Annotated in this window: 15 protein-coding genes; 13 read left to right on the top strand and 2 right to left on the bottom strand. The window is 42.2% G+C overall.

Features of this window, described 5'->3' with window-relative positions:
* Positions 1–188 precede the first annotated feature (188 nt).
* Complete coding sequence (locus NXH67_RS00760) at positions 189–15,545, top strand: FN3 associated domain-containing protein (RefSeq protein WP_272796021.1); 15,357 nt, start codon at positions 189–191, stop codon at positions 15,543–15,545.
* 81 nt (positions 15,546–15,626) lie between these two features.
* Here the strand turns inward: NXH67_RS00760 and NXH67_RS00755 are convergent, their stop codons facing one another.
* Positions 15,627–16,064 (bottom strand): hypothetical protein, encoded by a 438-nt coding sequence (locus NXH67_RS00755; RefSeq protein ID WP_051139965.1) that lies wholly within the window; start codon positions 16,062–16,064, stop codon positions 15,627–15,629.
* Positions 16,065–16,243: 179 nt separating this feature from the next.
* Here NXH67_RS00755 and NXH67_RS18360 point away from each other — a divergent pair, with 179 nt between their 5' ends.
* The 3 genes from NXH67_RS18360 (at position 16,244) to NXH67_RS00745 (ending at position 18,709) form a co-directional block, all read left to right on the top strand.
* Positions 16,244–16,348 (top strand): hypothetical protein, encoded by a 105-nt coding sequence (locus tag NXH67_RS18360; RefSeq protein WP_334305009.1) that lies wholly within the window; start codon positions 16,244–16,246, stop codon positions 16,346–16,348.
* Between the two features lie 3 nt (positions 16,349–16,351).
* Positions 16,352–16,840: a hypothetical protein gene (locus tag NXH67_RS18265; protein WP_330676539.1), complete on the top strand. Its 489-nt coding sequence runs from the start codon at positions 16,352–16,354 to the stop codon at positions 16,838–16,840.
* A gap of 93 nt (positions 16,841–16,933) precedes the next feature.
* Positions 16,934–18,709, top strand: coding sequence for a methyl-accepting chemotaxis protein (locus NXH67_RS00745; protein ID WP_272796019.1), 1,776 nt, complete (start codon positions 16,934–16,936; stop codon positions 18,707–18,709).
* Positions 18,710–18,788: 79 nt separating this feature from the next.
* Here the strand turns inward: NXH67_RS00745 and NXH67_RS00740 are convergent, their stop codons facing one another.
* Positions 18,789–19,448, bottom strand: a complete 660-nt coding sequence (locus NXH67_RS00740; RefSeq protein WP_022779763.1) for a Crp/Fnr family transcriptional regulator — start codon at positions 19,446–19,448, stop codon at positions 18,789–18,791.
* Between the two features lie 104 nt (positions 19,449–19,552).
* Between NXH67_RS00740 and NXH67_RS00735 the strand changes: the two genes are divergently transcribed.
* The 9 genes from NXH67_RS00735 to NXH67_RS00695 all read left to right on the top strand — a co-directional run.
* The gene (locus tag NXH67_RS00735; protein ID WP_022779764.1) at positions 19,553–20,323 is read left to right on the top strand and encodes an ATP-binding protein; all 771 of its coding nucleotides are present in this window, start codon (positions 19,553–19,555) and stop codon (positions 20,321–20,323) included.
* Between the two features lie 82 nt (positions 20,324–20,405).
* Complete coding sequence (locus NXH67_RS00730) at positions 20,406–21,353, top strand: L-lactate dehydrogenase (protein WP_026668848.1); 948 nt, start codon at positions 20,406–20,408, stop codon at positions 21,351–21,353.
* Positions 21,354–21,835: 482 nt separating this feature from the next.
* Entirely contained in the window at positions 21,836–22,102 is a 267-nt protein-coding gene (locus tag NXH67_RS00725; RefSeq protein ID WP_035788805.1) for an AbrB/MazE/SpoVT family DNA-binding domain-containing protein, read from the top strand.
* Positions 22,102–22,515: a putative toxin-antitoxin system toxin component, PIN family gene (locus NXH67_RS00720; RefSeq protein ID WP_272796017.1), complete on the top strand. Its 414-nt coding sequence runs from the start codon at positions 22,102–22,104 to the stop codon at positions 22,513–22,515. The genes NXH67_RS00725 and NXH67_RS00720 overlap by 1 nt, the downstream gene beginning before the upstream one ends.
* 394 nt (positions 22,516–22,909) lie before the next feature.
* Positions 22,910–23,311 carry a hypothetical protein gene (locus NXH67_RS00715; protein WP_272796016.1) on the top strand — a complete coding sequence of 134 codons (402 nt, stop codon included), beginning with the start codon at positions 22,910–22,912 and terminating at the stop codon, positions 23,309–23,311.
* Between the two features lie 107 nt (positions 23,312–23,418).
* Positions 23,419–23,955, top strand: a complete 537-nt coding sequence (locus tag NXH67_RS00710; protein WP_272796015.1) for a GNAT family N-acetyltransferase — start codon at positions 23,419–23,421, stop codon at positions 23,953–23,955.
* Positions 23,956–24,436: 481 nt separating this feature from the next.
* On the top strand, positions 24,437–25,135 hold the full coding sequence (locus NXH67_RS00705; RefSeq protein ID WP_272796014.1) for an endo alpha-1,4 polygalactosaminidase: 699 nt from the start codon (positions 24,437–24,439) through the stop codon (positions 25,133–25,135).
* 118 nt (positions 25,136–25,253) lie between these two features.
* Entirely contained in the window at positions 25,254–25,454 is a 201-nt protein-coding gene (locus NXH67_RS00700; RefSeq protein ID WP_330676536.1) for an ATP-binding cassette domain-containing protein, read from the top strand.
* A gap of 215 nt (positions 25,455–25,669) precedes the next feature.
* Positions 25,670–25,987 (top strand): DUF4256 domain-containing protein (locus NXH67_RS00695; protein WP_272796013.1); only part of this gene is annotated, 318 nt, incomplete at its 3' end.

The raw sequence follows: 25,987 nt of genomic DNA, 5'->3' as shown, positions 1-25,987 counted from the left end.
GCACAGCACAGCACAGCACAGCACAGCACAGCACAGCACAGCACAGCACAGCACAGCACAGCATTAGTGGGCCCATTTTTAAATACATATTGGAGAAACTAGGTAACGTCGAATGACGGGATTAAAAATCCTGCCATTCGGCTTTTTTCGTTTATAGAGACCATAAACCAAAGTAGGAGGGACATTGCATGAAAAAGCGCAAAGTAAAGACATATGGATTATTACGCAGATTATTGGCGGTAGTGATCACATTTGCCATGATTATTGGCTGCTTCCAGGGAATGAGTTTCTCTGCAAAAGCCGATGGCGATCCACCGGCAGTAGACGGACCAACATTGCTGGAGGCCGAAGTTGATGAATCTGACGGTGTTGTATACTACATAACCCGTGTCATGGGTACGGGAGCATCAGTATTTATTGAGGGCAACTACTATATGTTTGTTCCTACTGAAAACCCTAAGCCTTACATGACAATCCTGCCTGACGGTTCAGGTATTCTTAAGGTTGCGCCATACAACCATGATGCCCGAGGATGGGAAGAGTTTCAATCAAATGCCATTAACTGCTGGGTAGATGTAGTTAGAGCTACAGATGGCTTTGACTGGTGTATGCACGGAACTCTGAACTATGGTCCCACAGAGTATAACTGCTGGGCGGGCGGTGCACAGCATGTAATGGGTGCTGCCTACAAATTTAATGAGTACAAGTATGGAAGCAAAATAATAATTCATCTGTCCAAAAACAGCGTTCCCTGGAAGGATGCTACTGTAGCAATCTACAGAGGAAATCAGAAGCTGAAAGAAATAGAAGGTACTGAGAGCCTTACTACCGGTTCAGAGGAGATAACAGATGGCAATACTCTTGAATACGCAATCTATGACTTTGGCTACTTCGAAAATGGCACATATTCAATATATGTTAACGGAAAACATACAGACTATATCAAAGTCAGCGCCTTGGCTGATAACAACATAGATGCAGGACCGGGTACTGCAAAGGAAGAATACGATAACTTCAGATATATCACAGACCTTTCATTTATTGGAGATGTTCAGTTCCATACCCTTACTGCTCATTCCACATATAATCAGGATCAAAATCCCGGGTATTCAGAAGTTCCAGGAAGAATTGACTTGTCATATGACAGTATTCCTATGACAAGTGGTAATGCCACTGTTACAACCACTATATATGGAACAAATAACAAAGAATATAACGTTGTCATCGGTGGTACTGATACAGGTCACATATTGGGAAATGGAGTAGGAAGAGAGCATGCAGAAGAAGTAGGTGAACCGGAAGAATCCACCACGGTTAACTTCTACAACATGAAAGTTACCCTTAACAGTGACCAGCCATGGCCTGACACAACGGATGTAAGCCTTAGAGATGCTGCTGGAACAGTAAAAAAGACCCTTAAACGCGTATCTGACAGTGGTAATGAAGCTGACGGATATTCAGTTGTTTTTGAAGGTCTGATGCAGGAGGATGAGGCATATCAGGATCACTTATCGCCTAATCCTTCTACTTACTATGTCTACGTGAACGGCAAATACATAAATAAAAATGTATGGCGTGCGCCTAAAACAATAGGAAGCATTCAGGGATGGAATAAAGCAAAGCAGCCCTACCCTTATGAGACTGAAGCAGAATTTTATATGGCAGAGGTCGATCTAAAGCTTGATGATGCAAACTGGGATGAAGCTACGGTTGTAGTTGATAATGGAAGAGATAATTACACCATGACCAATAAGGGCGGCGGTGTTTATTCTGCCCAGGTCATGAAGTATTTAAACAGCAATGATCAGGAAATCCCCTATACAGTCAGCATAGAGGGAGTAATAGATCACACCAATACAGATAATAAGATAACAGGTAGTAATGAGGATAGTAAAAAAGTCTCTCAGGAATTCTACACGGTTCATTACAAGACTTACGTAAAGAGCGGTAGAAAATATAAAGAAAAGCCTGATGACTACAGAAAACAGTTTGTAAGGAAAAACAGTACCGCAGAAGCTCCTTCAGATGCATATATGGAAGGTCTTAGCTTTAGATGGTACAGTCCTTCTAGGTGGACAGATTACAACGAAGAAGACGATACCGCTGAGGTTAAGTATTCAATTAAACCTGCCTTTGATTATGGTGCAACAGCAAACGTGATCACAGGACAGACGACTTTGTATGCCCAGTTCGGAATCCCGGAAGTTCTGGTTAACGAGTACATCCGTACAGGAGCAAACGGTGGTACGCCTTTAGCAAACGGAGAATATTTCCGTCTGGGTAACCTGGCTATTTATGGATTCGGTGTTAAGAAGGAGGCCATAAAGAGTGCTCAGGTTAAGATGAAGAATGTCTCATCGGTAAAAGTATTAAAGGTAAACGGTGTAGAAGCCTGGGATGAAGAAGTTACGCCAAAGAAAAAGCTTAAAGCCGGCGAATCTATTTCAGGTAATGTGCTTAACCTGACCTTTAATCCGGGACTTTCCATGGCTGAGGCTCAGGAATGGCTTCGTACTAATCTTGTGTTTACACCTGTAAAGGGATCGGTTCCTGCAGATGATGAGGGTGTTAACGATGAATGCAAGGTGGAAGTAACCGTATCTGACGGCGTAATGACTGAAGGATTTACAACAAGTAATACCTTGTCAGACACACCCACAACGATTACCCAATTGACTGGTGGAAGAAGCACTACGCTACAGACAGGCTTTTACTATGTGGATTCTGATGTTACCTATAATGGAGGATTAGAAATCGCAGCCAATGCAACAGTAAGAATCTATGTAAAGGAAGACTGCACACTTACAACTATAGGAACTGCTGCTAGCGGAGCTACAGGAGGAAAAGCAGGCATAACTCTGCCTAGTGGTGCAAAGCTTTATCTTCTTGGAAAGGGTTCACTCATCGCAACCGGTGGTAAAGCGGCAAATGGATCACGAGGTGGCCAGAATGTTGCGAATGCTTACGTGCATTCTGACGATATGTTCTGTGGAGGAACCGGTGGAACCGGTGGCGTAGGCGGCGGTGGCGCCGGCGCCGGAATAGGAGGAGACGGCGGAACCGGAGGTTACGGTGGTGGAGGCGGCAGCGGAAATGTATCTGATGCCGGTGATAGCGCATATGGTGGCAATAGCGGAGGAACCGGTGGTGCCGGAACCTCAGGTAATAACATGGGAGATTTGTTTGTTCAGACAAGTCTTACCATTAATGCGACTGCTGGAGCAAATGGAGACAGCGGCGGAGCTATAGGTCCTCATTATACAGATGCATCAGGTATTGGGGGATCGAATTATCGTTGCAATGATTCCGGTTCAGGCTGGAGTAATAGTTATTATGCCGGAGCAGGCGGCGCCGGTGGTGGCGGCGGAGCAGGCGGAACAGCCCATGATATTGGCGGAGGCGGCCCCGGCGGCGGAGGCGGCGGAGGCGGCAACGGCGGTAACTGTACATCCGGCTGGGGATATTCTGATGGCGCCCACGGAAGAGGCGGAAGTTCGCCTTGTAATAAAAACGGCTCCGGTGGCGAAGGCGGCGCAGGTGGCAGCTACGGAGTAATCGGCAGCGATGGAACAACAACGCCGGATACATTCGTTTCAAACGACTTTATTATTAAATACGGCAACGTTTCAACAATAAATTACCAGATGGCCAAGGAAAAAACCATCATTTTCCCTGATTATAACCCTGAAGACAAGTATTACCTTCTTGGCTGGCAGGTTACAAACTATGCAAAATACATAGGTAGTGATGATGGTGAGGATCATCCCCTTACAACCGCTGATAAGACTCTTTATCAGCCGGGTGATAAGCTGACTTTAGTGGATGGAACAGCTGGAGATATCATATTTACTCCGATTTTAAGAGAAAAGACCGGTATCGATGCAACAGGTACTTATCAGATGCTGTTCAAAGAAGAGCAGATGCCGGAAACACAGTATTATACATATACTATTTTTACTACCCTTGATTCAGATCCCAGCACAGAAATGGGTGCACTTGTACTTACAAACACTGATGATACGACTGATACAATTTCGCTTTCAGCAGGACCTGAAGGAAAGTACACAACCACGATTTCCCAAGATAAGATCTTTGATATCACCAGTGGTAGTTACCCTGAGATCACAGATCTTGGATCAGTTAAAAAGGGAGAGAGTATCTATCTGTCCTTTGAGACCATAAAGGTTAAGATTGTAGGAAATTCCAGCACTGATGTAAAACTGTATGAAGCCGGAAAAGGACCGGAGGATGTATTAGAAGATCAGGTGAAAGAAGGTCCTACTCTTTCACTGATACTTAATGAAGATGGCGTATCTACATGGCAGCATGTAAGAAAGACCGTCAAGGAAAAAGGCTCTTATGACGTATATGTTGACGGTGTTAAGGTTCCTACATTTATCGGAAGCACCAGAAAAACGGCAAGTTACGGCAAGGGCAAGGAAGTAACTTCAACCTTCTGCACAAACACCCTTAACGTGCATACCAATACTATAGTTAATCAGGTTGAGCTAAGAAGCAGCTCTGAAACTATAGCACTGGCAGGAAGAAGCAATACTAACTGGTTTGTGACAAGGATCCAGGATTCTTCCACTAATTATGACATTTATATAAACGGTCTTGACGCTGGCCTTACTACAAACTTTGCAAGCGATAGGACTCTTACAGGACATCTGTATATACTTACCGTTAATACAAGGATTGACGGAAGCCTTGCAGATGTTGATCAGGTGACCTTTGACAGCGCAGGAAGAGTTACAGAGAGCGGCGAAGCTGTTGAAAAGGCAATGCGTGACAGCGTGGGTGTTTATACTCTTATGACCACCTCCAGCTTAAAACGTACTGTTACCGTTGGGCCTACAGAAGTTGGTAAGGTTGATACTACAAACACACTTGGCGGATCAACCTTGGTAGCAGATTTCTACACAGCTTCCTATAAGAATGGAACATCAGAAGATGCTCCATCTGTACTGGATAAGGACAATAAGGTTTACTTCAAGGGAAGTACTCTGACTGTAGGAGATGGCATCGGAGCTGAGCACCATGGAATAGTTGAGGATTCGGAAAAGGCGGCGTCACCTGAAAACTCCTATTTTGCAGGATGGAAGGTTGATGGCAGTATTAAAACGCCGGGTGATACGGTTACTGTTAATGGTACCAAGACTTTGGTATCTGCCTGGAAGCTTTTCTCCACAGCAGAAGCCCGTTGGGTAATCGGTGGAAAGACCTATTACGGAACCTTTGAAGAAGCAATTGATACAGCCAATGATAAAGTAGATGACGAGTCTGAGAAATATAAAGACGGTGACGGAAATTATGCTCCTACAGGTCCCACGATAGACATCTATATTCAGGGACCAGTAATAATCAAACATCCGGTTAGGGTTCCTGTTAATACAACCATAACTATTGAGAACCCTAAAACACCTCTTTATGAGAAGAAAGAAATAACCGCTGAAGATGTAGAAAACGATGAAACAAATACTCTTGATGAGGATGATATTGGATTAGAAGTAGACGATACAACTAAGCCAATCGGCAATACTCAGGGAGGCACCATCACAATTGAGGGTGGTGGTACCATTATTAACTATGGAACCATAAATAATGATAATACTACCCCCGGAACCACAGGCATGACCGTTAAGGAAGGCGGCGTGATTCACAATAAGTATGTGATTCCGAAAAATAACTTCGGCGATCCTGAGAAAAAGCAGTCAGGTGGCACTATCAATAACAAAGGAAAACTTACTGTAGTTGGATCAGATAGCCGTATTGAAAACGAAGGAATATTTAGAAGTACCGGAGAAAATGATATTCCAAGCGGCGGATTTGAGAATTCACAGGAGCCTGTGGGTCAGGCAGAGAGTGAAGCGATTGGAGGAACACTTCCTAGATCCGGAGGAAAAGATCCTCTTAATGGAATGGGTTCCATAGATGATAGTTCAGATCCTGTAGTCATCAGACTTGAAGGCGATGTTACATTAAATACTCCATTGATAATCAATTCAACCTCTTTCGATGACAAGAGAATTGTACTTGATCTGAATGGATTTACGCTGACAGGACCTGGTCATACTGACGATAATACTGAAAATCTGCCAGCTTTGAAGGTGACCGGCACCGGAACGAATCTTACTGTAATGGATTCTAAGGGCGGCGGATCTATTCAGGGTGGAAACGGAACCACAAAGAGTACATCCGTTGAAGACCCTGAGACGTATGAAATTGGACTGTCAGGAAATGTCGGACTGGAAGTCTTTGCCGGAGATGTCACTATAGATTCTTCTGTACGCGGAATCTATGGAGGAACAGGCGGTATTGGACAAAATGGCGGCGATGCCGGTAATGGCGGAATTGGTGTAATACTGTCCGGAACTTCGGGTGGAACCCTGACTCTTGAGAAAGGTTCACTTATTCAGGGCGGCTCTGGTGGCGATTCCATGGTTAACAATTCCGGAACCACAGGAAAGGGCGGTAACGGAGGAAGTGCTATAAGTGATGTAACAAGTGACAGTAATCCTAACAAGGTTAAACTAAACAATCAGGGAAGCTTATCTCCAAATCATATCGATTGGGATAACATTCCTTTAGATGTAACTATACTGCCTGGAGAACCCGGAATAGGTTATGTTTATACACCTTATGTAATTCCGGAAAATGGCGATCCTCCAACAGGCGGCGGTATTGTTGAGCAACCGGAAAATAAAGGTAATACCGGAACAGTAATTGATACAAGGGTAAGTCAGGCTCCTGAAGATAGCAGGCGTACCCTTACAGCTGACAGATTTACTTTGCAGACCGGTACAGTATCCTATGATGGCAATGCCCAGGATGTAGTTATTAACTTTACTCCTAACACGGATGACACGGCTGCACTTACCTTTGACGGATCGACGCTTACCGGAACAAGTGACGTATTAGGTGGCTATATTGTCAGGTATTATTCTATCAATCCGCAGGATAATTCAGAGACTCTACTTGGTGATGGTGTTAAGCCGTTCGCAGTAGGACTTTATGACATTAAGATTACTACAGATGGATGTACTGATCTGACAAATACAGTTGGATATAAACCTGTATCCAATATGTCTATTGGTACCTTCAGCATTGTGGCTGCACCTGCAGCTGTTCCTGCAAGTGGAGAGATCAATCAGGATGGAAATCCTGTTATTCAGCCTGTTCCAACAGCTGGTGAAGTACAAGAGAAGGGCCATACAGTAGTTATTGATAACAATAGCGGTGGCAAAGTAACCGGTATCAGTATTAAAGTCGGCGATTCTGAGGCGCAGGAAGCTGAGTTTGCGTCAGCATCTCAAGGCGATACTGTAACAATCAGTGCAATAACAACAGACGGATTTACTGCCGCCTGGACAGTTGAGGCAGGAGGCGTAACTCTTTCAAGTGGTGCTGATGGAACCAAGTCCTTTGAAATGCCTGAGAACGACGTTGTTATTGGCGTTTCCACTACTTCAGATGGATATACCATAACTCCGCCTATAATCAAGAAGACCATTGGACAGGAGCTTACTAATGGTTATGGACCAGTTAATGTGATATCGGTAGAAGTTGATGATCCTAAAACTGATGTAGATCCCACAAATGATGACGTGATTATTACCTATAAGTGGTATAAGGAAAAAACAGATGAAAGTGGCGATCCTATATACGAAGACGGTCAGCCGGTATACGAACCTGTAGATAGCAATCCGCCATCAAGTGATCCTACCTGTGATATTCCGCAGGATCTAAAGCCGGGAGAGCATATCTACCAGTGCGTAATAGAATCAAGAGATCCTATTACCGGAGAAACTGCGACAGTAACAGTTCCCGTTCCTGTTAACGTTGATCCTTTGCCTGATGACATCGTTTATCCGTATAGCATTGGGCCAAATCCTATTTCAGCTCCTACCATAGTATATACACCTGGTGGAACACCAGATACTGTGGATGTTACCATAACTCATTACAATGAAGATTATGTCCCTGAGGATGTGATAACAGAAATAGAAGGTGGTACCAGAAAAGAAGAGAAGTCGTTTACATATGAGCTGTTCTACACAGATGATACCCCAATCCCGGATATCAACCCTACCGAAGATGAACAGACTCATGAAATAAGTATTGGAGAAGGATGGACAAAAGCTACAAGCAATCCTGTTACTATAACAGGAGATCCTTCACCAAGCACAACTCCAAATAATGCGGTGGTTGTTCAGGTTATTACAACCACTGTTACAGAGACATATGTTGATCCGGATCCTCAGGAACATCCGGAGAATCCGAAAGTAACCATAACTAAGCAGCTTGTACCTAGTAATCCAACACCTGCTTGTGAGACAGGAACGGAGGATACTACGACATATACCTCAAATAATCAGCCTGTACCTACGTATGATAGAACAACGCCAACATACGTGGTTGAGGCACCTGTAATAACTATTACTCCTTCAGGAGATGGAAATAGTGCGACTGCTACAATAACCTGCGATACAGAAGGCGCTTCCATCAGATTTACAACTGATGGTACTGTGCCCACATCCTCTTTAGGAATCGAGTATAATGCAGGATTAACAACTCTTGACCAGTATACCCGTATCAAAGCTATTGCATATAAGAACTTTACAATCAATGAGGCTAGTAGAACTGTAACAAGTAGCATATCAAGTAAGGTCTTTGTACCTAGCGGCGTGATCAAGATTGATCCTACTACAGGAACTGTTACTCCGCTTAAGCCAGGAAAGACAGAGATCACAAAGAAGATTCCTGAGAATCCTACAAGCGGTCAGATCCAGGAAGATATTATCATCAATCTGGATGTTAAGGAAAAGACAGATCCAGGGACAGGTGCTAAGTCTCTTGTAAGTGAGATACCTGTTTATACTATTCCTTATGGTATTACAGGCTTTACCTTAACGGGAGCTACATCCTGCAGTGGCGGTAGCGTTACTGTTGGTGATGGCGGAGCCATTACAACAGCTTTTGCAAGCGATACGCCTGCGGACATTATATCCGGCACGGGAGATACTGCAAAGACCATTGCGAGGGTAAAAGTAGCCAAGAGACCGATTACAGTTAAGCCTAACAGCGTTGTCTATACTTATACCGGAAATGAGATAAATAACTTTACTTATACGCTTTCAGGCGGACTTGCATATGGTGATATAGCTACTGTTCCTATCGGAGATAGCAGAATTGGTGCTGGAACATACGTATTGTATGTTAAGTCAGTTACTATCAAACATGGCGATACGGATGTGACTTCCTCATATGCTATAACAAGAGATTCACAAGAAGCATCCACAGCCACACTGACTATCAATAAGCGAAAAGTAAAGGTTACCGGAATTACTGCCAATAACAAGTATTATGACGGAACCACTACTGCAACCTTAAAGACTACAAAGGATGAAGAGGGACAGCCTACAAGTATCCTTGCAGATACCCGCGTAGTCAACGCTGAGAACAGCGATGGCACAGTTCTTGTTGATTATGTAACTATCGGAAGAGTTGTAAGTGACGAAACAGAAATAGAGCGAACATTCAGCTTTGGAAGCTCAGATGTCGGAACTTATAAGATCAGTCTCTATGATGATACGAATAAATTCTACTATGATGCCGCCGGTGGAAATGACGAACCTACTGACGACTCTCAGAAGTATGTTTATGCACAGATTCTGAGAAGACCTCTGACAGATGCTATGGTCGGAACAGGAAGCGTTTCACAGGTATACAATGGCAGCTATCAGCAGCCGGGTACGCTTGTATTTACTGACGGTGAGACCACCAGAACTTTAAGAAGTGGCACAGATTATACTGTTAACGGCGATGGATATAAGGATGTAAGCTCTGAACCTTATACTGTTTCTGTAAGTGGTATAAACAACTACAGTGGAACTACTAATGTTCAGTTTACGATTACTCCAAGAAGCATTACAGGAGCAGTTATAACCTCCGAAACACATAATTATAATGGCATTTTACAGACATCAAAGCTTACTTCAGTATTAGTAAACGGAGTAACACTTAGTGAAGGAACAGATTATGAAATCCTGAAGGTTGGAGACCCTGATGCTGCAACAACAGGTGATGAGCGTGAAAACGGAATCTACACCAATCAGGCAACAAATGCAGGAACCTACACAATTACAATTAAAGGTAAGGGCAACTATCAGGGTATTGCTACTCATAGCTTTACTATTAACAGAGTAGATTCAATTCCCGGTTCCTCACCAAGTGGAGATGCAAATCCTCCAGCTGTTGAGGCAGCACTTTCAGTTGGCAAAAAAGAATTGAAGTATGAGGAAGGCCAGGCCCTGCATAATCCATTAACTGTAATAATCGCAGGAAGAAAAGCAAGTTCCAGCGAATATAAGGTTTTGTCTGTAACAAAGGATAGTGACACTGAAAATCCTATTGATCAGAGCACAGCTTCCAGAGGAGAAGTAGTTGTCACTGACAAGGGAGACTACGATGTTCGTGTTAAGCTGACAAATTATCCGAATGAACTTACGGATACCTTTAAAGTTATTTCAAGTGCTGTGCCTACTGAAATAAAGATTTCCAGTACCAATAGGAACTACTATGATCCGGAATCTGAGACAAAAATAACTGTAACCACTGACCTGGATGAAGATGATCCTAATATATCAATTGTTTATACGTGGTATCGAGATGGAGAGGAAATAATAGAAACTGACGACATTGGTAATTCAATACCAATTGGAAAAGAGTATACAATAAAGGATATCGACGTTGGCCACGTGATCACTGTAAGTGTCACAGCAGGTGGTGAAACTATTTCAACCTCTACACCGATAATTGCTGAAAAGCCTAATACCTCGAGTGGTGGCTCCGGTGGAGGTAGCGGAGGAACATCTGATGAACCTACTGTTCATGATGTTTCAGGATATATATGTACAACTCAAGTAAATGATAGTGGTGAACTTGTTGAAGGAGACCCTGTTGAGAATGCAAAAGTGGAAATTCAAATTGGAGATATGACTATTGCTACTGCAGACACTTCTCAAAGTGGTGTTCCTGGTAAGTTTGTATTTACTGATATTCTTGATGGTGATTACAACATAGTTGTTACATATACGCCGGAAGGCGCTAACGAAGATGTGACTGTTACTAAGAAAATCACTGTAGAGAATGGCGAAATAATAGGAGGTTCTACGCTCAGCTTACCGCCATATACCGTTAACAGCATGGTCGATTTGAAAAACGGCGCACCAGCAGTAGTTGTTGGTGGTCTTGATGATGCAGCTCTGGATTCTATGACAGACGCTGAAAAGAATAGTGGAGCAACAGTAACAGTTACCCTTACTGTAAAAGAAACGGCAGATCTGACTTCAAAACCTGATGAGGACCTTACTCCATCTCAGCAGACAGTCAAGGCTGAACAGGAAGAAATTAAGAGCGAATATTCAGGTGATTCGGAGGATGCTGACACCACCAATGTTGAATTCCTTGATCTGTCCATCATGCGAAAGGTAGAAGTAGAAGAGAATAGTGTACCTACCACTACTACGAGTCAAGTACATGAAACCGGTCAGGTTCTTGAGATCATTGTTCCATTTAGTACAAGTGGCCGTTGCAATATCAGAATACTCCGTAATCATGAAGGACATCTTAGGAAATTTACTGCTTTGCAGGAACGCCCTGATAATAGCGAAGGTAAGGAATTTAAAGACGGAACCTTCTTTAAGGGTGCAGACTTTGTAGTTATATACGGTAATTTATTCTCAACCTATGCAATCTGCTATCAGAACGGAGATGAAGACGGCGAAGGCTATTATGATGAGATTAAGGATGAAGGCGGCTCCGGCGGCGGAGGCGGTGGCACCCAGTCAGAGCCTGGAAAAATTGATAACGCATCTATGGATGGACCAAGCGGACCTGGCGGAGAACCTGTTATAGGTGATGTCCTTACAGTAAAACTTTCACCTGAGAATCTTGAAGGCATTATAGAGTATCAGTGGTATAGAGACGGAGAGCCTATTGAAGGAGCAACTTACTCGTCTTATACAATTACTACTGAGGATGCCGGCAAGGAGATCACTGTAGAAATAATACAGCGTATCACCAAGGAGGATGGAACAGAAGAAGTTATTAAGAAGACGCCTGAAAAACAGCCGGGTGTAGTTCGCAAGAAGACACCGCAGAATCCTACTACAGAAGAAATAAGTAAGGAAATAGTGGTTAATAACTCGAAGGAAGTCTTCTATCCCGGTGAGGATTATGAAGTAACCCTTGATCCTACTTCGAAGGAAGGAGATTCATCTGTTTCTATAACTGATATTTTGGATGATGATGATCCTGATAACCACGTGGTTTATATAAGAACCAAGGGTACCGATGATACTGAACCGAGTGAGTGGATTCCATATCCTATAGGAAGCCGGCCCGAAGCACCTAAAGCAAGTACCAAGGATGATTCAGCTAATGAGAATGGTACTATAAAGGTAGACTTTGGCAGCGAAGAGAAAGGTAAAAATGTCGAAGTTCAGTATAAGGGACGTGATGGTATCTGGCATAGCATACCTGGGCCTCTTACTATTGGAAGAGATGGAATAGTCATTATAGAAGGAATGCTGGCAGGAGATGTGGATATCAGGATCCGCTTTGCTGCAACTCTAGAAAGTGTCGCTTCCAAGTGGCAGCTCATAAGTGAAGAGATTGAGTTTGGTATAGACGAAGATGATTACTTAGAGCAGTTCTATATCATCCACTACATCTTAGAATACAGCGGAAAGCAGCTTAGTGAGTCCACTGAACCCGTATATTTAAGCAAGCTCGCAGCTTACAACAGTGGAAAGACCTACGGAATAAGTGCTAATAAGAGCTTCTATGATACCGCAGCAGGTAAGCTCTTTGGTGCAAACGATAACCTTTCTATTCTTAGCTACACTGTAGTTGGAAAGGCTATCTACAGTAATGGAACTCCTGTATTCAGGACAGGAAGCAGCACTGATGTTGTTCAGGATACGCTCTTTACAATGTCCGCTGAAGAATTTGTTGATAACTCAAGCGGAATTGCATGTGAGGATATCCCGGTACTGTACAATGACCTGTATGTATATGCTAATGTAGGTGCTTATGCTACCGACCGTGAGGATAACGGTGTAGTAATAAGTACACCTGCCGGTGTTAAGTATTCAGGTCTTGCACACAAACTAAGCGCAGATCCTAAGTCACTAAAGGCAGATGCAGGAAAGAGTGCAAGTTATGACCTTAATATCACAATTACCGATACCAAGACAAAGAACAGCGACGGAACAGCTTATGAGCTTGTTTACGGTAAGGACTATACAGTAAGTTACAAGAATAATAAGAATGCTTCAGTTAAGGTAAGCGCTGTAGCAGGTGAGACCTATTACAAGCAGATCTATGGTGAGGACCAGGCGGCAGCCAAGTGGCCTCAGATCATAGTAAAAGGTAAAGGCAACTATGCTAAGATGAAGGCTGTTGTATACTTTGATATCCTTCCTCTGTCAGTGGGCGAGACTTATCAGGCAGTTGGAAACTATGCTGATATTGTAAAGGACAGCTACATCCTTAAGAAAAAGGGCGGAATAGCCCTGACAACCAAGGCTGTACATTATCAGAGGAAGTATGACAAGCTTACCGGAGCCTATGTAAATAACGACGCAAAGACAGTTAAGTATAAGGTCGGAACTGAAGTAATTATGACACTTCAAAAGCAGAACCCTGAGACAAAGCTCTGGGAGACATTCGGTACAGGTGATGTGACAACAGCCAAGCAGTGTAAAGCTCTTGTTAAGACCATTACCGAAACCGGATCCTACCGTATCAAGCTTACCGGAACCGGTAACTACTACGGAACAGCTGTTGACAGGTTTGAGGTTTATGCAAACAACAAAACCATGTTCAGTAAGCTAAAGGTTAAGAAGGCTACCGCAGTCTACTCCAAGGATGGCGTTGCAGCAACTGACCTTGTAACAGCAATTAACACCAAGGTTAAGAATGAGGCAGGTAAGAAGGTTGCTATTCCTATGGATGAGGTAGTTGTAACACTTACGCCTATGTCAGAAAGTGCTGAAGTAGATGAAACTGGAACAAAGGCTCTTACTGCCGGTAAGTACAATGCATTCGTATCTGTTAAGGATAGTGAGGACTTTGCTAAGAAGTATCCGTATACCGAGTATGATGAACCTATCATAGCTAAGGTTACTGTAAAAGCATCTGCCCTTAACCAGTCCATGTTTACAATAGACTGGAACCAGGCAGGAGAAGTTTATGACGGATCTTCCAAGGATATCAAGGTTACACTAAATGGCATCACTACTGACGATGTGACCATAGCTAAGCAAAAGAATGTTAACGGAAAAGTTACTTATGTTCCTCTTACAAAAAGTGAGCTTAAAGTGGCAGTGACAGTTACGTCTGATTCTACCATGACAATCAGCGGAAGCTATGTACTCGATGATGGAAGAGTAGTAGATAACAAGGCTCCCGGAACCTACAAGATATTCTTCTATGGTAAAGGAGCATATGCTGACAGTAAGCTCACTGTAACCTACAAGCGAAATCCTGTGGCTCTGGATGCTAAGTTTATCACAGCAAGTGACGCTACCTACAATGTAGCAGGTGCCATGGCAGAATTTACTGTTACTGAGCCTGATGGAGATACAGTAACCATTTCCGGAAAAGGAAACAGCGATTATGCTATATCCTACACGGGTAATAAGCAGATTGGCTCAGGCCGTGCTCTTATCAAGGTAAAGAAATCTACCACCGGATATAGAGTAGGAAGCAGCGCTTATGTAGACTTTAAGATAAACGCAAAGACAGTAGTAAATGTCCTTCCTTACAGTCAGTACAGCAAGGCACTTCCTGGAGAGGTATTTATAAAATGCGCAGGAACTACCCAGGCTGGAAAGGCAGCACCTACCTATAAGCTGTATCAGGCAAGTGCTGATGGAAGCAAGATAATAAGCATTGGAAGCACTGAATATACAGGAGAGTTTAAGGAAAATACTACTGTAGAAGCAGGCGAGAATGCAGGAAAGACCTATGATCTTGTTCTTACAAGCGCAGGAAAGAAGAACCTTATATTCGACAGCGTAACAGTAAGCGAAATCTACACAGAATACACTGTAAAGGCTAAGAAGTATACTCTTCAGAAGGAACTGAATTCTGAAAATGTAGCAGCAACCGCGGCTCTTATCAGAAATACAGGAAGCAACAAGGTATTTACAAGTGAGGACATCGAAGGCTATGCTTCAGGCACAACTGCTGTAACAGTAGACAGCAAAGGAAATATCACAACCACCTATGCAGGCGGATGTTACATACTTCCTGTAATAAAAGAGCTAAACGTTGTTGGATATGACGGAAAGACCTATACTCTTAAGTATGAGGAGGGTGATTACATTATTTCCTACACTAGAAATGACAGATTCGGAACAGCCCAGATGACGGTAACATTAAGTCAGAAGGCCGCAAGGAAGTATGGAATCGGAGGCTCAAAGACCTATAGGTTCAAGATCCTTCGCCAGAAAGATATGGGACTTAGACTCTAAGACTTAGCTATAGCAATCATATGCCCCGGGACTATTAAAAAAGTCCCGGGGCATTTTGGGATATTCTGGGGATTTGTAATATTACGAAACATCTTCCAATGAAATAGGCAAACTATTCATACTTACCCACTTAACTGCAAGTTCTTCAAGCCTTTCAATCTCAGTCATGCCCTGATTAGGAAGTGGCTTTGAGATAGCATCGACTTCTTCAAGTTCGGATTCTGACAAAGGCTGTCCTAAACTTAAATATTTAGGAAGGTTATTGACCATTTTTCTGTAGCCACGACTCCAGTTGGCACCCCCGTTACGATATACTTCGTCAGCAACGCATCCCGTGATCCTAATAACTTCTCCTTGAACTGTTTTGCAGCTTCCATTTCCGGAAACGAGATAATCACAAAGCATGTCGTGAATCTTTCCTGCTGGAAGTGTACTATCAACAATTATCGGTGATACTCCGTCATGTTTAATGATACGCTTTACTGGTTCAACCTCGAACAATTCATAGAGTTTATTCATCGCGTCATCGCTTTTTTCAAAAGAATGATCAGGATAATTGGCCCTTACTTTCTCAAGCCTCTCACCCTTATTTCTAACAAAAGCTTTGGCTTTCTCCCATTCCTCTGAAGGGATAGCTTCTTTTCCTCCACACGCCTTAATCAGGATCTCAGCAATATCGGGTTTGCCACTACCATGTTCTGATAAAGCTCATAGATGCAAGGAAGCCTCTTTCAATCCAGGTACATCCCGATGAAGTATATGCCAAGGCCAACGAAGGCCAGCACGGTAAGACAGAGATGTAGTATGTGCTGGATGCTAAGGAAGGCGCTTATCTCTATCAGGGATTTAACAGGGGAATAACAAAAGAAGAATTTGAACAGAGGATTTCTAATAACACACTGGAGGAAGTTCTCCATAAAGAGCATGTAAAGAAGGGGGATGTCCTTCTTATAACTCCGGGAACACTTCATGCAATAGGAGGAATCCTTCTGGCTGAAGTTCAGCAGAGCTCAAAAAGGAGAGTCGCTGTTTGTGACTGCGGGAAGCGGAGAATTTACAATAGACGGAGATGCCGAGGTCCTTATCACCTGGGTTCCGTGAATAAAGCAAAGATTGTACAGGTAGCTGGTAAGGCTGCCTGCTTTTTTGTTGCACAAGACCGGCAAGCGAATGGATGCTTGCATACATATTCATTTGCCGGTTGTAAGAACATGGAGCACGAAGTGCGGAATGTTCGTGTGCGAAATCGAGTAGGAGTCAGCCTACTCGATTGTTTTTATGCATTTTTTATTTAATTTTATTAAAAAAATATTAAACGTAAAACAATGCAATACTTATCTGTATAATATATATAGGTGAATATTTATTAAATTGAAAGGAGTGTCGTTATGTCAAGGACAACTGAAAACAAGAAAAATAAGGTCAGTTTTTTCAAATCTATTCCGGTTCAGATTTTGTTCTTTAATATTCTGATGTTGCTGGTATTTAACATAGTAAGCTACATTGTTAACGATGGAATATCATCCATGTCTGACAGTGCTCAGGGTATAATTGCCGGAGTAACCGGGCTGATTCATAAAGAGGGAACAGTTAAGGAAGATCTGGCCAGGATTGACGGAACGGTTCAGAGCGCACTGGGACTATGGGCATATTACACTGATGCTGATAAAGAGAGAATCGGAAGCGAGCTTAAATCCTACGAGAGCGAAGTGACCACTCTTGTAAAAGAAATCGGCGATGAGTTTACTATATATGGCAATCCAAACGCAACGACACAGCTTGATGCTTCGGCAAAGGCTCTTATTGCGAACGTTGATGAAGTGTTCAATATCATGATGACAACCGGCGATGGACGTGTTGCCTCGGAGATACTTACCGGAGATTATATGACTAACATGGAAGGTGTCAAAGAAGGCATGGCAACCCTTGATGCATCGGTGGAGTCACTTCAGGGTAATGTTGTAAATTATATGGCACAGTCAAAAAGTAAGATAACTGTCATGAATGTAACAGGAATGGTTGTGTTTATCGTGTGCCTTCTTTTGAACCTATATGTTTCATTTGTTCTTATCACCAAAGTTATTGTTAAGATTTCCGACTCTGTTCAGGAAATTATAAATGATATCAACGCCGGAAAGGGTGACCTTACAGCAAGAGTAAATGTTAAGACTGGAAATGAGCTTGTATTTATAAGAGACGGCATAAATGATTTTATTGAAACCCTGCAGGGCGTAATGAAAGATGTTAAGAGCGGAACACTCATTCTTACAGATTCCGCAGACAAGATGACCTCACAGATCGCTTTGGCTAACGACAACATCACCAACACATCAGCGGCGCTTGAGGAGCTTTCAGCCAGCATGGACAATGTGTCAACTACAGCTTCTCATATTAAGGAGCAGCTCAATGATGTAAGAGATGCGGTGGAGAGCATCAATGATGAGGTTGCTTCAGGAAAAGAGCGTGCAGGCGAGATCCAGAAGGAAGCTGATACCATTAAGAATGAGGCTATGCAGAAGAAGGAGAATACAGGTGCCAGAGTTGAGGCGCTCAGCAAGACCCTTGATGAGTCAGTAAAGGAAAGTGAGCAGGTTAATCAGATCGGAGAACTTACCAAGGTTATCCTCGATATAGCTTCCCAGACAAACCTTCTTGCACTTAACGCCAGCATTGAGGCTGCAAGAGCAGGTGAAGCCGGCAAGGGCTTTGCGGTAGTTGCGCAGGAGATCAGTGCACTTGCCGATAACAGCAGACAGACAGCCGGAAATATTCAGACTATAAGTGAGAATGTGACAAAGGCTGTTCAGGAGCTTTCGAATAATGCCATCGAGGTTGTAGATTTTATCAACAATACTGTTATTGCCGATTATGAAGCCTTTGTTGAGACAGGAGAGAAATACGAGAGTACAGCAGAGATAATGAATGAAATTCTTGAAGGCTTTACTGAGAAGGCAGACTCTCTTGATAACACAATGCACAGCATGGCAGACTCAATTCTTACAATCACCGATTCCGTTGAAGAGTCCACACAGGCCATCAGCCTTTCAGCTTCCAACTCTACGGAGATTGTGGGAGAAATTCAAGAAATCGGAGAGGCCATGGATAATAACAACCAGGTTACGAACAAACTTAGCGACAGTACAAAGAAGTTTATAAACGTATAAGCCCTATTCCATTACTTGAGCTGTCGTCAGCAGCGTTAGAAGCAGAGCAGCCTGCAGGTTCATGTCGTTTAGTTTGAATTTAATCCGCCTTAATAAGCTTGAAATGACTTTTTCTATATTCGATAAGCCCCTCATCTTTCATGTGCGAGAGTTCTTTTGACATGTTGGTCCTTTCGAGGTTAAGGTAATCGGCAAGCTGTTGCCTGTTGAAGGGAATGTCAAATTCCCTTGAACTTGTCTGGAGTGCGATGGCATTGAGATATGACAAAAGGCGTCCACGGCAGCTCTTGGGAGAAGTATGGAAACTGCGTCCGGAGAGGACAAGGTTTTTCTGAGATGAAATAATAAGTATGTTTTTTAGGAGCTTTTCCTTCCAGGGAGAGCTCTTTTTGCTGTCTTCAAGAAGGTTCCTTATATTACAAAAGAGAATTCGGCAGTCTTCATTTGCTCTGACATCAACCAGAAGGACTTCGCCAAGTAGAGCATAGGTTTCCGCGAAGAACTGATTTTTGCTTACATGGCTTAAGACAGAGCAATTGCCCCAGACGTCATTGCTTTCAATAGTAACACTGCCTGAGAGTACCATACCTATGCTTGAAGTTCGCTCTCCCGCGCGGAGAATCAGATCGTCTTTTCGATATTTCTTTTCCCTGGCATCCAGTGAAGCAATGCATGAAGACAGTTCTTTAGCTGTCATTCCCTGGAACAATCTACTCTTTTCTATACCTTCAAGGTTCATAAATTTTTCTCCAAAATGTGGTTTGAACAACATACTTGTTATGAACAGTATATTATACTAACACCATCAGAACAAGAACAAAGGTCAAACAGAGAGGTTTAATGATGGTAAGAAAGATAATAAAAATCGATGAAGAAAGGTGTAACGGCTGCGGTATCTGCGCAAACGCATGTCATGAAGGAGCCATTGATATTGTGAATGGAAAGGCAAAACTGGTAAGAGAGAACTTCTGTGATGGATTTGGGGACTGTCTGCCGGGATGCCCAATGGGAGCAATCTCTTTTGAAGAAAGAGAAGCGCCTGCGTATGACGAAGCAGCAGTAAAGGCAGCACAGGAGAAGAAAGGATTGGTAAAAGATATGCATCAGTGCGAAAACAAGATGATGAAAGAAATGGAACAACACGCTGCAGGACATGGATGTCCCGGTTCAAGGTTTATGACACTTAAGAGTGGCAATCAGGAAGACACTGATCCCGGACAGGACATGATATCAAGAATGAGCACTCATCCATCAAGACTGATGCAGTGGCCATGCCAGATAAAGCTCCTTCCAACGCAAGCAGACTTTTATAATGGGGCCAGGATCCTTATTGCAGCTGACTGCACAGCATACGCCTACGCTAACATGCATGAGGAATTTATGAAGGGCAAGGTTACAATGATTGGATGCCCGAAACTTGACGAAGGCGACTATACTGAGAAGCTTAAGGAGATCATTTCAAACAACGATATTGTCAGCGTGACCATAGTAAGAATGGAGGTTCCATGCTGCGGAGGGCTACAGAGAGCTGCAGAGAATGCAATAAAGAATAGCGGAAAGTTTCTTCCTTGGCAGGTTGTGACAATCTCCAGAAATGGTGAGATACTTGAGTAAATTTCCCAGTAAGCAAATATTTCATGGGCTTTTGATATAAGTGAGTTTATACTGAATGTAGCAAGAAAAAAGGAGGCATATTATGTCAGCATTAAATGAGAGAAAAGTAGCAGTAGTAGGTTGTGGATTTGTTGGGTCAGCATCAGCTTTTGCCCTAATGGAGAGTGGGCTCTTTTCCGAAATGGTGCTGATAGATGTGAATAAGGAGAAGGCTGAGGGTGAGGCTCTTGATATCAGCCATGGACTTCCCTTTGCAAAGCCAATGCAGATATATGCCGGTGATTACAATGATGCAGGCGATGCTGCAGTTGTGGTTGTTACGGCAGGGGCAGGACAGAAGCCCGGCGAGACAAGGCTCGATCTCGTAAAAAAGAACGTGGGAATCTTTAAGTCGATTATTCCGGAAATAGCAAAGTACAACAAAGATGGAATTCTTCTGATAGTGGCTAATCCTGTTGATGTTCTTACATACGCAGCAGCCAAACTCAGTGACTTCCCTGAAAACAGAGTATTTGGCTCAGGAACAGTACTTGATACGGCCAGATTCAAATATCTTCTTGGTGAGCACCTGAGTGTAGACAGCCGTTCAGTACATGCATTTATCATAGGTGAACACGGAGACAGCGAGATAGCAGCATGGAGTAGTGCAAATGTATCAGGAATTCCAATCCATGATTTCTGCGAGATGAGAGGACATTTCGAGCATGAAAAAGCTATGAAAGAGATTGCTGAAACTGTCAAGAATAGTGCTTATGAGATCATCGAGAAAAAAGGTGCTACTTATTATGGAATTGCCATGAGTGTAAGGCGTATCTGTGAGGCTATCATACGTGATGAAAAGTCAGTTCTTCCTATATCCAGCATTCAGCACGGTGAGAATGGCATTGATGGCGTCGCTCTCAGCATGCCGGCTATTGTCGGAAGAGATGGCGTTGAAGGATCTGTGCCAATCAGACTCAGCGAGCAGGAAAAGGCTGCATTACTAGAGTCATCGGAGACTTTGAAAGCAGTAATAAATGAATCGCTTTGAGTACGGATGTGAGTTAGTTCAATCCGAATCTAATACACTAAAATCAAATCAATCATTCTGCTTGCCTTGTTCATAAGAATTTGTTCTTTAGATAATTTATCCATAGATAAATTATAGAATGCAACTAACATCACGAACAGTGAAGAGGTTATCGCAACCTTTTTGGACTTATTAAATACTTGAAGTTGCGATAAAATCTTCATTTTAGGGATAGAAATCGAATCTTACCGCGATAATGTCCCTACTTCAGCTTCAAAAGCCCGAAGAAAAGTTGAGCTTTCCGATTCAAATAGCAAAGCAATAATTGATAGTCTAAAACGCAAGATAATCTCGCTACAGGAAGAGAATAAGGAACTAAAGCGTCAGCTTGAAGTAGCCTATAGCAGCTACTATAACAGTAAATAACCTTAAATTGACGTATGGAGAGAAAAATGGTATCATTTAAGTAAGAAATTCTTACCAAAGGAGGACGCCAAATGAGTATGATCACTGAAGTAACATCAGTATCTTCAAAAGGACAGGTGGTACTGCCTAAAACAGTCAGAGACGCGCTTTCCCTGGATGCTGGAAGCAAACTTATAGTTGTGACAGATGGAGATAATATTCTGCTTAAACCTATTGTTGCGCCAGACATAAATGAATTCGATTCCCTCATGAAAGAATCCCAGAAATGGGCTAAAAATGTCGGCATGACAGAAGAGGATATAAATGATGCCATTAAAACAGTCAGGAAGAGGAGAAAAGCCTGATGCGTGTTGTTATAGATACAAATGTCGTGGCATCAGCAATATTCTTCGGTGGGAAGCCTGAAGAAGTCATAGATTACGTAATGACAAATCGGATTGATGCATATGCGTCAGCTGAGATTCTGGAAGAATACACTGAGACTGTAGAATACCTGAAATATAAGTTTCCGGGAAAGAAGCCAAAAGTACCTCTCATAGACCTTGAAGCCAAATGCCGAGTTATAGAGGTATCAACTAAAGTTGATGTTTGTAGGGATCCTGACGACAATAAGTTCTTAGAGTGTGCTATAGATTCAAAATGCTATTATATTGTTAGTGGCGACAAGGATCTTTTTACAGTAAAAGAATATGAAGGAATCGAGATAGTCACAGTCGCTGAGTTCCTAGAAATACTAAAAAATGATACTGATGAATAACTGGTTCATGCAGTAATGTTATATAAAAAAAATTGGGCGTCACATTATGTGGCGCCCTTTCTCTTCCTATATATATTATACCATAGATAAACACTGCATTTAAAGCCTTGTTTTGCGGGCTAGACACTGCTAAATTGGGAGTAATGGCAAAGGGGATGCTTATGAAGTATATGACTTTCAATTCTTCCTGTTCCTATGCAGGACTTGCAAACATGCTTGAGAAAAAGGGAGTTCACTTTACATATTCGGAATCATATTATATATTTCTTTAGTCTTTTAGTTTCATAGAAAGAGGTAGAACAGTGACCCACATACACTGATCTACCTTTTTTTCTGCATTTAAATATAGTATCATCAATAGGATACAGAAAACATCTACATTTCTGGAGGTAGTATGAAACATCATATGAGAATTAAATTAATGGTTGTAACAGTGCTTATTGCCACGATATTTCTGAGTGCTTGTGCAGAAGGAGCTACCTTTAGCGGGAGCAAGACCGGAGATAAAGATCACTTTGACATAGATTTCGAAGTGCTTAATACATCTTATTCTCATGAACTGGAGATGAAGGAAGGGGAAGCCCTTGATGTAATGGTAGAGGCTGAATCCGGAACGATATCTTTACTCATTCAAAAAGGTGATGATAAGCCTGCTTATCGTGGAACTATTGATGAATCTACGGAGTTTCAGTTTCAGGTTGGGATAGAGACTGAAGGAACATATACTTTGACTGTTTCAGGAGATAAGGCAAAAGGGCATGTTATCATTTCAAGAGCCCATAATAATAGCAATTGACCCTGCCCTTAGGGTATAGAGTATCATTGTGTCGGATCGATTTTTAATAATTCGGGAAAAGAGTGTTGAACAACACCACATCTTTTCCGGTAAATGGAGGAAGGATCATGTTACCGACAAGAATGGAAGCAGAGAGACTTTTAGAAGTAGCAGAAAAATGCAACCCCGGGCCCTGGGGGAACTTGGCGAATTATTCCATTGTCCCTGTGACTGATAAGAACATACTGGACGCGGCCAGAATCCATTCTATATCCTGGAAGGAATCCCACCGTTCATTTTGCTCCGCAGATTTTATTGAGCAGCATTCCATCGAGAATCAGCGGAATTATATAGCAGGTAAGCGCGATAAAGGTAGCGAATTCTTTATCCTATATGACAAGGATCCCGTGGCAGTGGTATCAATTGATGGAGGACTTATCGAAGACTTATATGTTCTGCCGGAATTCCAAAATAAAGGATATGGAACCAAGCTTCTTGAGTATGCTGTTTCTAAGATTCAGGCTAACGGCCATACTCCGGTTCTTTGGATTTTAGAGAACAACCACGGAGCAGAGCGCTTGTATTTGCGGAATGGATTTGTACCTACCGGAAATAGGAATCATATTACAGGTAAACTTGATGAGGTTGAGTACATACATGGCTAGAAGTGAAGCATGAATATAAATGGGAGCAGTTTATGATAATCAGAAAGATGATTAAATCCGATGCTCAGGATCTTTACGATTAAGGGAATAGAAGACGGGTTATGTCTTTTTGCTAAAACATTTAATTCCAGCTTATAGATGATATTATCACTTGCGCATATGAATAATTCTAAGGGTCTGAACTGTAACGCAGCAACAAGGATCTGCTTCATTTCAGAGTTTTAATGAATAGCTTATGTACATTTCAGATTATGCTTTGTAAAATAATTACGGGCAAATAATAATATATGTGAGGAGAATGAAAAGGTTTATCATGGGGAATTTAATATATGTGGCTAAAAGAAACTTAAGCCGAAGGGTTATGGTGCTGACATTGTGCGTATGCTTTTTTATGGGAGTGTTTAGCATGAATGTTTGTGCCGGGAATAAATTTGCTTACGATTACGGCGTTTTTCTATCGGTAAATGCCGGAAAGAGTGCCATGAAAAAGTTTGGGGATTATAAGACAATTGTCCTCGATGTTCAGAATGGCTTTTCATCAAAAGATATTAAGAAGCTAAAGAAAAAGGGACATAAAGTCTACAGCTATATCAATGTAGGAGCTATAGAGAATTATCGGGATTATTACAGCAGATTCGAAGATATAACACTTGGTGTGTATGATAATTGGCCTGATGAAAAATGGGTCGATGTCTCAACGGAGAAATGGCAGAATTTTATCCTGAATGAGCTTTCTACGGAGATAGATGAAACCGGAGTAGATGGTTTTTTTGTAGATAATATCGATGTTTATTATCTGTATCATACTGAAAACATATATGCCGGTGTGGAAAATATTCTCAAAGGCCTTAGCAAAAAGGGAAAAGTCATAATCAATGGAGGAGATACCTTCGTCACAGAATATTACGAGAAAAATGGCAACCTTAACGGGATTCTTGATGGTGTAAATCAGGAGACGGTTTTTTCAAAAATAATTGATTATGATAAGGATAAGTTTGGGGAAAACGACTCCGATGAAACAAAATATTTCCAAAAATACTTAAAGACTGTAAAATGTGCCCATAAAAAATGCTATCTGCTGGAATACACCAAGGATAAAGAATTGAGCAATAAAATAAGAGAATATTGCAAGAAAAATCATTACAAATACTATATTTCGGGGCGTCTGGATTTGTCCTGAAACTAAAAAATGTATATCACCTTACGAAAAGTGCAACTCACCTGAGTTGTGCTTTTTTTGTGGGGGAAATGAGGTAGTATCTATCTCGTAAGAAAGGTTTCGATGAAAGGAGTTCAAAATGCAAAACGTAATAGAAGTTAGTAGACTGCAGAAAAAATATGGTGAAATGACTGCCGTAAATAATATCTCTTTTTTCGTAAAGCAGGGTGAGCTGTTTGCCTTCCTTGGAGAAAACGGTGCCGGTAAATCAACGACAATAAATATGCTGAGCACAATACTTCCAAAGTCATCGTTACCATTCACAGATAAATGGAAGTGAAGAATGAAGCTCATATCAGTGGACTTTATTTTTATTGTTGAAACGGTTAGAATCTTTGTATTAAGCAAATCGGTGGTTTGTGGAGGTAATTTTATTGAGAGCGCCATTTCAGATATTAGCAATTCCATATAGATTAAAACCGAATTTGCAATATTGCGTGTTACGAATTGTCGCTTGCTTGAAGCATGTCAAATCGGGGATTGGAGGGGAAAACTATGTTAGAAATATTAAAAGCGAGGTTTCAGGATAATAAGAATCTTCATATGGAACTGAGTTGGCTTGACGTGGAGAAACGTTTGCTTGAGCATCCGGGCTCCATGGATGTTTTGAGAAGGATGGAGGAGAGCGGCGGAGAACCGGATACCATCGGCTATGACGAAAAGGCATTACAGGGGCGTGCTAAAAACCCGCCGTCAGGCAGCGCCGAATGGAAAGCAAAAGAAATCGGCGTTTTGATCATGACGGAGGAACTCTATCGCCGACTGCAAAGTCTCGGGGAATTTGATTTGAAAACGTCAAGTTGGATCACTACG

It is taken from the genome of Butyrivibrio sp. DSM 10294, from assembly GCF_028539135.1.
Taxonomy (GTDB): domain Bacteria; phylum Bacillota; class Clostridia; order Lachnospirales; family Lachnospiraceae; genus Butyrivibrio.
The sequence above is the reverse complement of the archived record's forward strand: the minus strand, read 5'-3'. Positions and strand labels throughout refer to the sequence as shown.